Source organism: Paucisalibacillus globulus DSM 18846 (assembly GCF_000482485.1).
In the GTDB taxonomy this organism is placed as follows: domain Bacteria; phylum Bacillota; class Bacilli; order Bacillales; family Amphibacillaceae; genus Ornithinibacillus; species Ornithinibacillus globulus.
The window spans coordinates 1-15,766 of sequence record NZ_AXVK01000044.1 but is presented as its reverse complement, the minus strand read 5'-3'; the positions used below and the strand labels follow the sequence as shown (position 1 = coordinate 15,766).

General features: G+C 36.3%; 15 protein-coding genes. 3 read left to right on the top strand and 12 right to left on the bottom strand.

What is annotated here, in order from left to right; genetic code table 11:
• Positions 1–192 precede the first annotated feature (192 nt).
• From K332_RS0112095 to K332_RS0112050, 10 genes are all read right to left on the bottom strand, one after another.
• On the bottom strand, positions 193–1,722 hold the full coding sequence (locus K332_RS0112095; RefSeq protein ID WP_026907681.1) for an acyl-CoA carboxylase subunit beta: 1,530 nt from the start codon (positions 1,720–1,722) through the stop codon (positions 193–195).
• Positions 1,723–1,744: 22 nt separating this feature from the next.
• Positions 1,745–2,527, bottom strand: coding sequence for an enoyl-CoA hydratase (locus tag K332_RS0112090; protein ID WP_026907680.1), 783 nt, complete (start codon positions 2,525–2,527; stop codon positions 1,745–1,747).
• Between the two features lie 25 nt (positions 2,528–2,552).
• Positions 2,553–2,768, bottom strand: a complete 216-nt coding sequence (locus tag K332_RS0112085; RefSeq protein ID WP_026907679.1) for an acetyl-CoA carboxylase biotin carboxyl carrier protein subunit — start codon at positions 2,766–2,768, stop codon at positions 2,553–2,555.
• A 17-nt stretch (positions 2,769–2,785) separates the two neighbouring features.
• Positions 2,786–4,138, bottom strand: coding sequence for an acetyl-CoA carboxylase biotin carboxylase subunit (locus K332_RS0112080; RefSeq protein ID WP_026907678.1), 1,353 nt, complete (start codon positions 4,136–4,138; stop codon positions 2,786–2,788).
• A 37-nt stretch (positions 4,139–4,175) separates the two neighbouring features.
• Entirely contained in the window at positions 4,176–5,318 is a 1,143-nt protein-coding gene (locus tag K332_RS0112075) for an acyl-CoA dehydrogenase family protein (RefSeq protein ID WP_026907677.1), read from the bottom strand.
• A gap of 84 nt (positions 5,319–5,402) precedes the next feature.
• The gene (locus K332_RS22475; protein ID WP_036688844.1) at positions 5,403–6,005 is read right to left on the bottom strand and encodes a TetR/AcrR family transcriptional regulator; all 603 of its coding nucleotides are present in this window, start codon (positions 6,003–6,005) and stop codon (positions 5,403–5,405) included.
• Between the two features lie 75 nt (positions 6,006–6,080).
• Complete coding sequence (locus K332_RS0112065; protein WP_245604675.1) at positions 6,081–6,959, bottom strand: class I SAM-dependent methyltransferase; 879 nt, start codon at positions 6,957–6,959, stop codon at positions 6,081–6,083.
• Positions 6,960–7,303: 344 nt separating this feature from the next.
• Positions 7,304–9,754, bottom strand: coding sequence for a DNA topoisomerase IV subunit A (parC, locus tag K332_RS0112060; protein WP_026907675.1), 2,451 nt, complete (start codon positions 9,752–9,754; stop codon positions 7,304–7,306).
• A gap of 26 nt (positions 9,755–9,780) precedes the next feature.
• Complete coding sequence (gene parE, locus K332_RS0112055) at positions 9,781–11,745, bottom strand: DNA topoisomerase IV subunit B (RefSeq protein WP_026907674.1); 1,965 nt, start codon at positions 11,743–11,745, stop codon at positions 9,781–9,783.
• Positions 11,746–12,170: 425 nt separating this feature from the next.
• Positions 12,171–12,584, bottom strand: a complete 414-nt coding sequence (locus tag K332_RS0112050) for a CoA-binding protein (RefSeq protein WP_026907673.1) — start codon at positions 12,582–12,584, stop codon at positions 12,171–12,173.
• Positions 12,585–12,807: 223 nt separating this feature from the next.
• Here K332_RS0112050 and plsY point away from each other — a divergent pair, with 223 nt between their 5' ends.
• The 3 genes from plsY to yidD all read left to right on the top strand — a co-directional run bounded on the left by plsY (position 12,808) and on the right by yidD (position 14,644).
• Entirely contained in the window at positions 12,808–13,389 is a 582-nt protein-coding gene (plsY, locus tag K332_RS0112045; RefSeq protein WP_026907672.1) for a glycerol-3-phosphate 1-O-acyltransferase PlsY, read from the top strand.
• An 83-nt stretch (positions 13,390–13,472) separates the two neighbouring features.
• Entirely contained in the window at positions 13,473–14,393 is a 921-nt protein-coding gene (gene folE2, locus K332_RS0112040; protein ID WP_026907671.1) for a GTP cyclohydrolase FolE2, read from the top strand.
• Between the two features lie 11 nt (positions 14,394–14,404).
• On the top strand, positions 14,405–14,644 hold the full coding sequence (gene yidD / locus K332_RS0112035; RefSeq protein WP_026907670.1) for a membrane protein insertion efficiency factor YidD: 240 nt from the start codon (positions 14,405–14,407) through the stop codon (positions 14,642–14,644).
• A gap of 17 nt (positions 14,645–14,661) precedes the next feature.
• On the opposite strand, the gene K332_RS0112030 is transcribed toward yidD, so the two are convergent.
• Positions 14,662–14,961, bottom strand: coding sequence for a hypothetical protein (locus tag K332_RS0112030; protein ID WP_026907669.1), 300 nt, complete (start codon positions 14,959–14,961; stop codon positions 14,662–14,664).
• Positions 14,961–15,386 (bottom strand): acyl-CoA thioesterase, encoded by a 426-nt coding sequence (locus K332_RS0112025; protein WP_026907668.1) that lies wholly within the window; start codon positions 15,384–15,386, stop codon positions 14,961–14,963. The genes K332_RS0112030 and K332_RS0112025 overlap by 1 nt, the downstream gene beginning before the upstream one ends.
• Positions 15,387–15,766: the final 380 nt, after the last annotated feature.

The following is a 15,766-nucleotide window of genomic DNA, read 5'->3' as shown; positions in this document are numbered from 1 at the left end:
CAGTGCGTAGCACGAGGAGGCTCACCAGCCGCCCGCGGAAAGCGGAGTGTATTTCCGGAGCGGAGTTAGATGCTCAACTCAAAATCCTAAGTTAAGTTACCGCACAGTTTCTATCAACTATAAAAATGCAACAAACTATAAAAAAACAAAAATAAAAATCCCAGATAGTAACAATACTATCTGGGACTCATGTTATACCGGATAAACTCCGTGTTTACGCTCGGTAAATACAATATTTTTTGCATCATAAATTCTGTAGCGTTTGCTTAATTCTTCCCTTAAATTGCTAGGCTCTACGATAGCATCTATAACCATTTCACTTGCTAAACGATAAATATCAATTTCTTCGCGATATTCATCCTGTTTTTGCTTAACAAATGCAGCACGTTCCACTTCTGGTAATTCCGCAATTTTATTTGCGTAAACAGCATTAACTGCAGCTTCTGGACCCATAACGGCAATTTGTGCAGTTGGTAACGCAATAACAGCGTCAGGTTCAAATGCAGGGCCAGCCATGGCATAAAGTCCAGCACCATATGCTTTTCGAACAATTACTGAGATTTTTGGAACGGTTGCTTCACTCATTGCAGCAAGCATCTTAGCACCATGACGAATAATGCCAGCTCGTTCTACCTTCGTACCGATCATAAATCCAGGAACATCCATTAGGAATAGTAATGGAATATTAAAGGCATCACATAGTTGTATAAATTTCGCTGCTTTATCAGCTGAATCCGGGAAAAGTACTCCACCCTTCATTCTTGGCTGATTCGCAATAATACCAACCACACTACCATTAATTCTAGAAAGTCCAGTAATCAATTCAGGCGCAAATTTCTTTTTGACCTCACAGAAGCTATCTTCATCAATAATTCTTCCAATAAAATCATGCATATTAAATGGTGCATTTTGATTCGCAGGAATGATTTCTTCAATAGATTTTTCAAATTCCTTAGCTTCTTTTGGTTCAAAGACCTTTGGCTTTTCTCTAAAGCTTTTAGGAAAATAGCTTAAATAAGTTCGGGCATAACTAATCGCATCTGGTTCTGTTTTAACTAAAACGTCACCAACGCCGGAAACTGAACAGTGCATTTTTGCACCACCCATTTCTTCCAGTGTAACCTTCTCTCCGATAACTTTTTCTGCCATTCTTGGTGAGCCAAGGTACATGGATGCATTTCCATCAACCATAACAACGATATCACAGAAGGCTGGAATATATGCTCCACCTGCAGCAGATGGACCGAACAATAAGCAGATTTGTGGAACACGACCAGAGAGTTTGATTTGATTATGGAAAATTCGTCCTGCCCCTCTTCTTCCAGGAAACATCTCAATTTGATCTGTGATTCTTGCGCCTGCAGAATCTACTAGATATACAAGAGGCAATTCTAGTGTCATAGCTGTTTCTTGAATACGGAGAATCTTTTCAACTGTTCTCTTTCCCCAAGATCCAGCCTTCACAGTCGAATCATTAGCCATGACACAGACGTCTTGGCCATTGATTTTACCAATACCAGTTACGACTCCGTCTGAAGGTAAAGAATCATCCATGCAGTTAGCAAAAAAAGCATCCTCTATATCGATACCCTCATCAAACAATAATTCCAAACGTTTACGAACAAATAGTTTTCCTTTTTCTTCATTCTTTTGGTGGTATTTTTCTTGTCCACCCTTTTCAATATGTTGTACTCTTTTTTGTAGTTCTTCTATATAGGACATCCTGAAAAACCTCCTTGCATGTTTATTTGCCTTGATATACTGGAGCTCGCTTTTCTTTAAATGCCTCGAGCCCTTCCAAACGATCGTTTGTTGGAATTGTTTCTTTATAACATAAATGTTCGATTTCTAAGCCTGTTGACAAATCAGTTTGCAACCCTTGATTTATTGCAGTTTTGGCTTGTCGTAAAGCAACTGGACCATTTTTTGCGATAGATTTCGCGAGTTCTAATGCATAATGAAGTAGTTCTTCCTTAGGGACAACTTCTTCCACTAGCCCAATTGAAAGGGCCTCTCCTGCAGTAATAGCTTTTGCTGAGAAAATTAATTGTTTCGCACGGCCAATCCCAATAAGTCTTGGTAACCGTTGTGTTCCACCAGCACCTGGAATGATAGCCAAAGATGTTTCGGTTAATCCCATCTTGGCAGTGTCGGCTGCAATTCGAATATCACAAGCAAGCGCAAGCTCTAATCCTCCGCCAAACGCCACACCATTTAATGCAGCAATAACAGGTACTTTGATAGACTCTACAGCATCTACCGATTTACCAATGTACCGAACCGCATCAATTACTTGATCATTATCCATGCCTCTACGTTCTTTCAAATCAGCTCCGGCACAAAATGCTTTATCGCCAGAACCTGTTATAACAACACAAGTGATTTGTTTGTTACTGTTAATTTCACTAACTGTAGATTGTAATTCGTCTAACAATGCTTTAGACATGGCATTTGCAGCCTCTGGTCTATTTAGAGTTACCAAGGCAACATTTCTATCGATAATTTCTAAATCTACTAAACTCATAATGGCCTCCTGAATAATAGATTTCTTATTAGGATTCAATAATAGCTATAACATCGCCTTCGTTTACGAAATCACCTTCAGCGACTTTAATTTCCTTGATAACCCCAGTTTCCTCTGCTGCAATTGGAATTTCCATTTTCATGGATTCTAGGATTACGATATCTTGATCTTCCTCAACTGTGTCACCCACTGCTACTACTATTTTCCATACGTTACCTGCCATCATTGCTTTTACTTCTTCCATGTTACTTCCTCCTCAAGTTACTTCTTCTTTACTTTACTAAAGTGCTCTTCTATAAATTTTGTAGTTGTATTTCCAGAATTAAATTCTGGATGATTTGCAATTTCCAAAAGTAGGGGAACGTTTGTTTTAATTCCTTCTACTTTTGTATTTGTTAATGTTTCCTTTAATAGTTCAATGGTCTTTTCTCTTGTAGTGCCTTTTACAATTAACTTACTTATCATCGGATCATAGAATGGTGTCACTTGATAATTGCTTGTTACTGCAGACTCCAAACGAATGTTCTCCCCACTAGGAACTTCAAACGTTGTTATATGTCCAGGCGAAGGGAAAAATGTTTTCGGATCCTCGGCATAAATACGAGCTTCAATCGCATGGCCGTTAATAGTTAAGTCCTCTTGCTTAAAGGATAATACTTTTCCGTTAGCGATATTAATTTGCTCTTCAACAATATCGATACCAGTAATCTCTTCTGTAACCGGATGCTCTACTTGAATGCGGGTGTTCATTTCTAAAAAATAAAAGGTCTCACTCTTATCTACTAAAAATTCAATGGTGCCAGCATTTGTATATCCTAATGCTAAGGCTGCATCAATTGCTGCTTTACCCATTTTCATTCTCGTTTTTTCTGAAATAAACGGTGAGGGAGCTTCTTCAATAACCTTTTGATTTCTTCGTTGAATCGAACATTCACGTTCAAATAAATGAACGACATTTCCATGACTATCCGCTAATAATTGGATTTCAATATGTCTGGCATCATCAATTTTCTTCTCTAAAAACATGGATCCATCACCAAAGAATGTCTCTGCTCTTGTTGCATTATTCTGGAATGCTTTCAATAATTCTTCATCACTATTCACAACCTGCATTCCAATTCCACCACCGCCAGCAGATGCTTTAAGCATGATTGGGTAGCCAATATGTCTCGCTAATTCCACTGCTTCTTCTGCTGAAGGTACGGCTTCTTCTGTTCCTGGAACAATTGGAACACCTGCAAGTTTCATAGCTTTTCTTGCCTCAATTTTACTTCCCATCCTATCCATGACCTTGCTTGTTGGACCAATGAAAATAATTCCTGCAGCTTCACATTTTTCTGCAAATCTACCACTTTCACTTAAAAAGCCATAACCAGGATGAATAGCATCCACACCTGCATCCTTCGCAATAGAAAAGATTTTATCAACATTAAGGTAGCTTTCATTTACTCGTGCTGGTCCTAGTAAGTAGCTCTCATCTGCCATGGCAACAAATGGGGCATTCGTATCCGCTTCCGAATATACAGCAACGGTTTGTACGCCCATCTTTTTACAAGATCTGATCACCCGTGCAGCAATCTCACCACGATTAGCGATTAGTACTTTTGAAATCATATCGTCACTCCTTTACTTTCGAAATCTGCTTAAGTAATTAGCAACCTAGTTGTCTAGCAATTACTAGTCTTTGAATCTCCGATGTACCTTCACCAATTTCTAATAACTTGGCATCACGCAGGTAGCGTTCAACCTCATATTCACGCATATAGCCATATCCACCGTGTATTTGAATTGCCTGATTGGCAGCTCGAAATGCTGTTTCAGTAGCAAATAACTTGGCATAAGCAGATTCCTTTGTAAACGGTTTATCATTATCCTTTAACCAAGCAGATTTATAAACCATATTTCTAGATAACTCTACTTCCATTGCAATATCAGCAAGTTTAAATTGGATTGCTTGGAAATTTGAAATAGATTTGCCAAATTGCTTTCTTTCTTTTGCGTACTGTAATGACTTTTCTAAAGAAGCTTGTGCAATACCTAAGCCTAGAGCGGCAATTGAAATTCTTCCACCATCTAATGTGTATAAAAATTGGCTAAATCCTTTTTTCTCATCACCTAATAGATTTGCTCTTGGCACGCGAACATTATCAAGAACAATTTCTGCTGTATCCGATCCACGAACTCCCATCTTGTCATAATTGCTTGTAATGGTTACTCCTTCAGCATCTGTTGGAACAATAATAGCAGAAATGATATTTTTTCCTTTTTCATTTTTACCTGTAACTGCAGTAACAATTATTGTTTTTGCGAAGCTTGCGTTTGTAATAAAGCATTTCTCACCATTGATTATAAAATCATCACCATCAACAACGGCTGTAGTTTTCGTACCACCAGCATCAGAACCTGCATTGGGCTCCGTTAACCCAAATGACCCTAAAGCTTTCCCAGATGCTAATGGGGTTAAGAATTCTTTCTTTTGCTCTTCTGTTCCAAAGTAATAAATCGGGCTAGCACCTAAAGAAACTGCAGCTGCATAACTTAAACCCGTACTTCCACATACACGACCAATTTCTTCGACTGCAATCGCATAAGATAGCGTGTCTCCACCCGAACCACCATATTCTTCAGGGAATGGAATACCTAATAACCCTAGTTCACCCATTTGCTCAAATATATCTAATGGAAATTTCGCCTCTGTATCAATTTCAATTGCTCTTGGTTTGATTACTTCCTCAGCAAAATCGCGAACCATCTTACGAATCATTGTTTGTTCTTTCGTTAAATTAAAATCCATTGATTCTCCTCCTATACCTATTGAGACCGACTGGTTGGTCGGTATTTTTGTTAAAAAATATAGCTCTCTACAAAGCTATTAAACTTATTTTGCAAAATATAGAGCGCTTTCATTTTTAGTGTTTAAAATAGAGCGCATAATCAAATCAACGTAAATATCACCAATTTCATCAATAGATTTTTCGCCCGACTTTTTATACCATTTATACGTCCAATTCACCATTCCCAGTATTGCCATTCCTGTTATTTCTTCTGCTATATCGGTTCGGAAATCCCCATTGGCTTTACCTTCATGGATCGTATCAATAATAATATTTTTGAACTGGTCCCGCTTTTTCTTAATTAATTCTTCATAATTTGCTTTCAAATAAACATTTTCTTGGTAAAATACTGAAATATGTGGCTTATACAAATCAAAAACCTGAACAAAGCTTTTAATTATTGCGTGAAGTTTCTTAGTTGGAGAGTCATAGGTGTTTTTTGCTATGTATGCTTTTTCAAGCACATACGTGATAAACGTATCGTGAATGACAAATAACAATTCATCCTTTGATGTAAAATGATGGTAAAAACCTCCTTTAGAGGTCCCTGTGCGTTCAACTATTTGGTTAACTGTTACACCATGAAAACCATGTTTTTCGAACAAAAGTAAGGCAGAATGGATTATTTTATCTCTTAAATTCGTCACAAGTCCTCCTTTCTTTATTACCTATTTTAGCTTATCATAATTTTCGTAAAATAGTAAAGGTAAATTTAATTCTGTTTACACTTCTAATATGCCATAATGAAATGAAGAGGATTTTCTTTTATACTGAGTAAAACCAAACCGAGCAAATCGAGTACTTTTCCAATCATCTTTTAATACTACTCGAGCCCTTGCCACACGTTTTGCCTCCTGTATTAGTTCATCGGAAAAATCAGTCCTCCATGCTTCTTCTCGAATAATATTAATGCCATCGGAAGTATCGATAGACTTGTTAAACATTGGGTCTAAATAGACTACATCAAAAGAATCTGTTTTACATTCCCGTAAATAATTTAAATGTTCTTGGTGGATAACGTCTATTCTTCTCAACGCAGCATCAAACCCTTCAATCCCACTTGTAAATGTAGCTAAGCCTACATGAGTTAAGAAATATAGTAGTTGATTTCCCTCAATACCGGTTACTTTACCAGTTGGACCGACAATTAAACTTGCAATAATACTATCTGATGCTAAACCTAGTGTACAATCTAGGAATGACATGCCTTCTTTTAGTTTAGCAATTGAAATTAGTGGCTCCTGCCCGCCCTTCCCCTCATTCATAATCCGCTTCGCTCGAATCAAAGCTAAATTTGGGTGATAAAACATTTCCTTCTCACTATTTAAAGGAGATATAACAATCCGATTATTTTCTACAATAACAATATCATCTCGATATTCATTTTTCATCGTTTGAATGGATACGCCATGTCTTTCTTTATATGGTAGTCCATAACTATTAGCTAGTTTCTTTGCTCTACCTACAATTTTACTAGTAGACTTTCCAGGTGTTGTAATAATCATAATATCTTCCCATCTTACTTTCTGAATACCAAAATCTAATTTGATTTTCTCTTGTATCAGTATTTTATTTGTATTTTTATAAGGCAAATTTCGCATACTTTGTTACTTTTTATCTTCTCTTTTAATGGAAACTGCAAAGTAACTAATAATCATTTTTAAAAGAAATACGTGTGTATCCATACAAAATACGGATTTACGGTGTTGAGGTCTAAAGGCGCGCAAGACCATGCAACTAAATCAAGAAAACATGATCCCTCTTATACTGAGCATGTGACCGATTCGGGAAAACATGGGCCCTCACAGATTTAGCATGCGACCAAACCAGGATAACTTTGTCATTGTTACTTCGCAGTTTATACAAAATGTATAATTAACAATCTTTTAGAATAAAGCCCTTTTATAAAAAGCAGACTGTTTTCTATAACAGTCTGCTCCTAAACTTATTCTAATGATAGATCAAATGGTTTCTCGTAATTTGCTTGTTTCCACACTTCAATTACTTCACCCTGTGTATCCGAATCAATAACAAATGAGCCGTTACTATAACGGTCACTATTGGATAGGTCTATCGGGAGAATATGATTTCTCTCCCCTTTCGAAGTTGTAAAGTATATTGTATCATTTTCATAAGTTGCAAAGAACCCTACAACTCGGTGCGGTTTATTTTTAAGCTCTCTTAACATAATTAAACCACGTTTTGCCCTACTTGTTTTTTCAAACTCGCGCAGTTTCATACGTTTACATGCTCCACGTTGTGTGACAACTACTAAAGTAGGTTCTGATAGATCATCAAAAACTTGACCACCAACTACAAATTCCCCTTCTTTTAACTGAATTGCTTTTACCCCTGCCGCCCGCTGACCAACAACAGGTACTTCAGATTCATGATACCAAAGTCCGAAGCCTTTATTTGATGCTAGGAAAACATCTGAAAAACCTTTTGTTTGGCAAACACTAACTACTTCATCATCTTTTTTTAGATTTAATGCGATTAGTGCTTTAGAATAACGTGTTGCATCATAAATTTTCAATTCACTACGTTTTATCATTCCATTTTTTGTAAAGAATAATAAGTACTCATTGTCCTTGAATTCTCTAACCGGTACACAATGAACAATAAATTCATCTTTTTCAATTTGCACCATATTTGACACATGCTGACCAATATCTTTCCAACGGATATCTGGTAATTCATGAACAGGGATATATAAATATTTTCCTTTATTCGTAAAGAGCAGTATTTTATCCGTTGTATTGGCCTCAATTAAACCAACTAAATGATCATCATCTTTAATAGCAAAGTCCTCACCATTCGAGGCGGCATAGGAACGAAGACTAGTCCGTTTAATATAACCGTCCCTCGTGACAGAAATTAATACATCTTCACTTGCTACAGTTACCTCAATATCAAAAGTAAGTTCTTCAATTTCATCTTGAATAAGCGTTCTTCTTCGCTCAGTAAATTGTTTTTTCATTTGCTTTAGATCGTTTTTAATTGTTTGTAACAATTTTTGCTCACTAGCAAGAATGGATTCAAGCTCAGCTATCTTCTCTCTTAGTTCTTCTGCCTCTGCTTCTAATGCAGTAACGTCTGTATTTGTTAAACGGTATAGCTGTAACATCACAATTGCTTCAGCTTGTCTTTCTGTAAATCCGTATTTTTCCATAATACGTGATTTTGCATCTTGCTTATCTTTAGAAGCACGTATTGTAGCAACCAATTCATCTAAAATGGAAATAGCCTTAATTAACCCTTCAACAATATGTGCTCGATCCTTTGCATGTTTTAAATCATATGTTGTGGATCTAGTTACTACTTCTTTTTGATGTTCAATATAAGCATCAAGCATTTGAGTTAAGGACAGTAATTTAGGAGTCCTATCTTGAATTGCAACCATATTAAAATGATAGGTTATCTGTAAATCTGTGTTTTTGTAAAGGTAATTTAATACACCTTCACTATTCACATCCTTTTTAAGTTCGACGACAATACGAAGACCTGTTCGGTCTGTTTCGTCACGTACTTCCGCAATACCTTCTACTTTTCTGTCAATTCGAAGCTCATCCATCTTTTTAACAAGATTAGCCTTATTAACATCATATGGAATTTCGTCAATTACAATTTGTTCACGATTTCCTCGTAAAGGTTCTACCGCCGCCTTACCTCGCAGAACAATTTTTCCTTTACCAGTTTCGTATGCTTTTTTAATTCCTTCTACTCCTTGGATTATTCCACCAGTAGGAAAATCAGGTCCTTTAATAACCTTCATCAACTCATCTGTTGAAATGGTAGGATTATCAATACGCTTAATAACGCCATCGATTACTTCTCCAAGATTATGTGGTGGTATATCTGTTGCATAACCAGCAGATATACCTGTTGATCCATTAACAAGAAGGTTTGGAAACTTAGCGGGTAACACGACTGGCTCATGATCTGTATCATCAAAGTTTGGCATTAGGTCCACAGTTTCTTTATTTATGTCACGAAGTAACTCAGAGGCAATACTAGATAGCCTTGCCTCCGTATAACGCATAGCAGCTGCTGGGTCTCCGTCAACACTACCATTGTTACCATGCATTTCAATTAATACATTGCGCATTTTCCAGTCTTGACTTAAACGAACCATCGCATCATATACTGACGTATCACCATGAGGGTGATAGTTACCGATTACGTTACCGACGGTTTTTGCTGATTTCCGGAAGTTCTTTTCATGCGTATTTTTTTCCCTGTACATCGCGTAAAGAATTCTACGTTGTACCGGTTTTAAACCATCACGAGCATCTGGCAATGCACGGTCTTGAATTATATATTTACTATATCTACCAAATCGATCACCGATAACTTCTTCTAATGGTAGATCGAGAAATTTCTCTGACTGTGGCAAGTCATTTCCCCCTTATCTAACATCTACTACTGCTCATTCTCTAATTGTATTTTATCATTTTCTAAAATATTGGGATTATCCTCAAGACCAAAAGCAACATTGGATTCTATCCATTTTCTTCTAGGTTCCACCTTATCACCCATTAATGTTGTTACTCGTCGTTCTGCACGAGCAACATCATCAATCGTAACACGGATTAATGTCCTTGTTTCTGGATTCATAGTTGTATCCCATAATTGGTCGGCGTTCATTTCTCCAAGACCTTTATATCGTTGGATCATATAGCCATTTTTAAACTTCGCGACTGCTTCGCGCATTTCATCATCTTCCCAAGCATATACTATTTGCTCTTTTTTACCTGTACCTTTAGAAATCTTATACAAAGGAGGTAATGCAATATATACCTTACCAGCCTCAATTAATGGTTTCATATAGCGGTAAAAGAAGGTTAATAACAATACTTGGATATGAGCACCATCGGTATCAGCATCTGTCATGATGATAACTTTATCGTAATTAACATCTTCCAACGTGAAATCTGCTCCGATACCTGCACCAATCGTGTGGATGATAGTAGAAATTTCTTCGTTTTTAAACACGTCTTGTAACTTAGCTTTCTCTGTATTAATTACCTTACCTCTTAGTGGTAAGACAGCTTGGAATTTACGATCTCTTCCTTGTTTAGCTGAACCACCAGCAGAATCTCCCTCAACAAGGTAAAGTTCATTTTTATCAGGATTCTTAGATTGTGCAGGAGTTAATTTCCCGCTCAACAACGTATCTTTCCGACGTTTTTTCTTCCCAGTTCTAGCATCTTCCCTTGCTTTTCTTGCAGCTTCACGTGCTTCTTTAGCTTTAATTGCTTTCTTTACTAAAAGGCCTGAAATATCAGGATTTTCTTCTAGAAAGAAATTTAGTTTTTCTGATACTACAGAGTCTACCGCAGATCTAGCTTCAGAAGTTCCAAGCTTTCCTTTTGTTTGACCTTCAAATTGCAATTTCTCCTCAGGAATTCTTACAGATACAATTGCAGTTAAACCTTCACGAATATCTGCACCTTCTAAATTCTTATCTTTTTCTTTTAATGCATTTGTTCTTCTTGCATAATCATTAAAACAGCGTGTAATAGCTGTTCTCGCACCAGATTCATGTGTTCCACCATCTTTTGTACGAACGTGGTTAACAAATGAGAGCATATTCTCAGAGTATCCATCATTAAATTGAAAGGCAAATTCTACTTCGATTTCTTGTTGTTCACCATCAAAAAATACTACTTCATGTAGAGAGTCTTTATCTTCATTTAAATAATGAACAAATGACTTTAATCCATCTGGATATTCATATACTTCATTTTCTTCCGTACGTTCATCGGCTAATTCGATACGTAATCCTTTTAATAAAAAGGCAGCTTCTCTTAATCGTTCAGATATTGTTTCAAAGCTGTATACAGTAGTTTGGAAGATTGTTGAATCGGGCTTAAAATGGATTAAGGAGCCATTTTTCCTAGTAGTACCAATTTTTTTAATTGACCCTACAGGGAAACCACCATTTTCAAAACGCTGAAAATAAACTTCTCCATCACGATAAGAGGTTACCTCAAGCCATTCAGACAAAGCATTTACTACTGAGGCACCTACTCCATGTAAACCACCACTGGTTTTATATCCACCTTGCCCGAATTTACCACCTGCGTGGAGCACAGTGAAAATTACTTCCATTGTAGATTTACCAGAGCTATGTTTACCAGTAGGTATCCCTCTACCACTGTCTTCAACTGAAATACTATTATCGTTATGTATTTTTACTTTAATAACTTTTCCGTAGCCAGCTAAAGCTTCGTCAACAGCATTGTCGACTATTTCAAAAACAAGATGATGCAATCCACGATGGTCGGTACTTCCAATATACATCCCCGGTCTTTTTCGAACTGCTTCGAGACCTTCCAATACTTGGATTGAATCATCTGAATAATGTAATGGTGTCTTATCCAATTACTTTTACTCCCTTCACCCTATAATTCCAATGTCTTATTTTACATACTAGAACAAGTGTTTGTTTTTGGCAAATAGGAAAGTATAAAAATCTTTCTCGCTTACATAAGAAAAACTAACACAATTGTGTTCGTCGTACTTGAATTTATTCAAGGAAATGGCCTCTCGCAAAAGCTGAATGGGTCAATCCGAGAAGTTATTAATGTAGCTACACACGTAGTTGCTTCACTAGTGTCCTAGCAAATGCGAGTATTACTAATATAGTCTCTATTATAATTACCAAAACAATATCTACATTAGTATACTACAAGATATTTTAAAATGTATAGAAGTTCTTAGAACACTTACAGTATATATATTTATTCTTCCAATTGATAAAAGATATACAAATTGAAAAGGATGACACTTTGCCATCCTTTTTAAGCTTACTTTTTAAGTAGTACAGCATGAGCAACTTTAATACATAAATCCATGATTACGGTAAAGCCCTTTTCTGTAAGATATTCATTGGCCTCTTCGTTGACGATACCTTGTTGTGCCCAGAAAACTTTACAATCTGTTTTAGCAGCTTCTTTCGCTATATCCGGTAAATATTCTGGTCTTCTAAATACATTAATGATGTCAATCGGTTCCTTAATATCGAGTAATGAACTGTAGGCTTTTTCTCCTAATACTTCATCTACAGTCGGATTAACTGGAATAATTCGATATCCACTTTCTTGCATTATTTTTGAGATTTGGTAAGATGTTCTTTCGGGATTATCTGATAGTCCAACTACTGCGATAGTTTTTGAGGTTTCCAATAATTTTTTAATTTGATCATTTGAAGGATTTTCCATGTTTGAGTAACTCCTTTATAATAGATATACTTATTATTAGTTTAACATGACAGCTGGAATTTTATCAGTATTTTACTTATAAACACGTTGTATAACTGTTTTGGACATCTATTTTTAATTAAATTCCGGTCAAAAATATTGATACCTTATATTAATAGTTCGTGATAAAATGGATGAAGTGTACATAGTGTTTAGTAAATAATCAATGAAAGTAGGAAATTTGATGGAGTATGTTCTATTTGCTATAGTTGCTTATCTTTTGGGTTCTATACCTTCTGCACTTATTGTTGGAAAAGTCGGTTATAACATCGATATACGGAAGCATGGAAGTGGAAATTTAGGTGGGACCAATACATTTCGTGTGTTGGGAGTTAAGGCGGGAATTATCGTAACATTAGCTGATATATTAAAAGGTACATTAGCAACACTAATGCCAATATTCTTTGATATTGAAGTATACCAACTTGCAATAGGAATATTTGCGGTATTGGGTCATACATACCCATTATTTGCACGTTTTAAAGGTGGTAAAGCAGTAGCAACTTCGGGTGGTATTATTCTAGCAGTAAACCCAATTCTATTTGCCGTCATGATTGTTACGTTTCTTTTAACATTAAAAATATCTAAATACGTTTCACTCTCTTCCATGATAACTGGTGTAGTTTCATTTGTAGTCTCAATTTTCTTTGGTGATATTGGATTAATGATAGTTGTTGGGGTATTAACATTATTTGTTGTTTATCGACACATCGCAAATATAAAACGCATTATAAATAAAACCGAACCAAAGATTACATGGATGTAAAGCGGTATAATTGAAAAAAAATTAGTAGTTGGCTTATACTTTGAAGTGAGACAAGTCTTGCAGTGAAGAAAGGGAAATCAATCATGAATTTAAATCATATACCGCGAAAAAGTCTACCTACAAAAGAAGAAAGACATAAACTATTTGGATCTGTTAAACCTGGACCAAAAAATAAGCCCGTTGAGAAAGAAAAAATGGCTGATTTACAAAATTTGCAGAAAGATTTTCTCTTTGAACTTGATGCTGTAGGTATTACAAATGTAAAATACCCGATTCTAGTTCATAGTAACTCTGAACCAAACATACAAACAAGTATTGCATCTTTTACTTTTACTTCTAGTATTCAACAAGAAAGTAAAGGAACGAATATGAGTCGATTTATGGAACAATTAGCAGTATATAGTAAAAATGGATTTCATGCTGACTTTTCTGTTTTAAAAGAGTTCGCAAAGGAATTAGCTGATAGGTTGGGGCAAAAAGATGCTACTATCGAATTAACTTTTCCATGGTTTTATGAACGTAAAGGCCCTAGTAGTGGAATAGCAGGTCTAAACCATGCTGATTTAACAATGAAGATATCTTACAATGAAAACACTGGCTATCAAGCTAGTGTAGGTATGTCTGTACTCATTACAACACTTTGTCCTTGTTCAAAAGAAATAAGTGAATATAGTGCACATAACCAACGTGGAAATGTGTCTATGGAAGTATCGTTGTCAGATACGTTTAATGAAGCGGAAGTCGATTGGAAAATAGCTTTATTAGAAGCGGCTGAGAGTAACGCAAGTTCGAGACTCCACCCTATTCTAAAACGCCCAGATGAAAAAATGGTTACGGAAGAAGCATACGAAAATCCACGTTTCGTAGAGGATATGGCACGGTTAGTAGCTGCAGATTTATATGAAATGCCATTTGTTTCCGGCTTTTCTGTTACTTGCCAGAATGAAGAGTCAATCCACATGCACGATGCAATAGCAACAATCCGTTATAATAAAAATGAATAGAAGGTCTTTCCATGAAATACATTTTTATTGGACTTATTAAATTTTATCGTAGTGCAATTAGTCCTTTCACCCCTTCAACATGCCGATTCTATCCGACTTGTTCGGAATATGGATTAGAAGCAATCCAACGCTTTGGAGCAATCAAGGGTGGGTATTTAACTATAAAGAGAATTAGCAAATGCCATCCATTTCATCCAGGTGGTGTGGATTATGTTCCAGAAAAAAAAGAGAATAAAAAACGCTCAAGATAATTTTCTTGAGCGCTTTTTTATAAGTTAAACCTTTTTATTTGATCCCACTCCTTTTCTTTTGACAGCACATCCTTTTGTCTTTCACCAAATAAATCAAAATGTGGATATTTCTCGTCACGATGTATCCAATTCGGTTCTAACCCGTACTTTTGTCCCCAGTCAATTAAGGTGGCAATATTCTTACAGCCCACCTTTGTAACGGTGGTGCAACCGGGAAAACGATCATCCAACCAATAGTGTGTTAAAAATGCAATTTCTCCGTTTTGCACTTTTGTTTTCCATCTTGTAACTTCTTCTCTTTTCAAACCAAAGGCCATTATTCTTCACCTACGATATGTTGTAAATATATTTCGTGCCATTCTGGAAAAGCTCTTCGTAAGGAAAGTGGTCTAAAGCTTTCTTTTTTAACAATCACATGCTTTGTTCTACCCGAAATCCTTACTTCCCCGTCATCATCAATAACTTTGTATCCATAAACCGTTCTTAGTCCATCATATTGCTCAATCCTTGTTTCAACATAGACCTTTTCACCATATTTAACTGGCTTTTTAAAAGAAATTTGTGCATCCACTACTGGTGAAACGACATTATTTTTTTCCATTTCTACATAGCTTAAACCTAAATGTTCGATAAATTTAGTTCGTCCAATTTCAAACCAAACTAAATAATTCGCATGGTAGACGACACCCATTTGATCTGTTTCTTGATACCTTACTTCAATTGGTACTTTTACACTTGTCACTTAAAATTCCTCCTTATTCCCAACTGTTAGTTTACCACAATCTTTTTATTTCTTAGACAACTAAACTTATACATTAGGCATGCTCCATGAAAACTTTGTCTAAATCAGGCTTTGAACTTAATGAATAGTCGATAGAAACTATGCGGTAACTTAACTTAGGATTTTGAGTTGAGCATCTAACTCCGCTCCGGAAATACACTCCGCTTTCCGCGGGCGGCTGGTGAGCCTCCTCGTGCTACGCACTGTGGGGTCTCACCTATGCCTATCCTCCCGCAGGAGTCTCCCTGTATTTCCTACGCTGGTAGTGAATTAGAATTATTGTACGTAATTACTGAAAAAATGCGTTACAAACAATCCATAACTCGGAAACTCTAACTAGC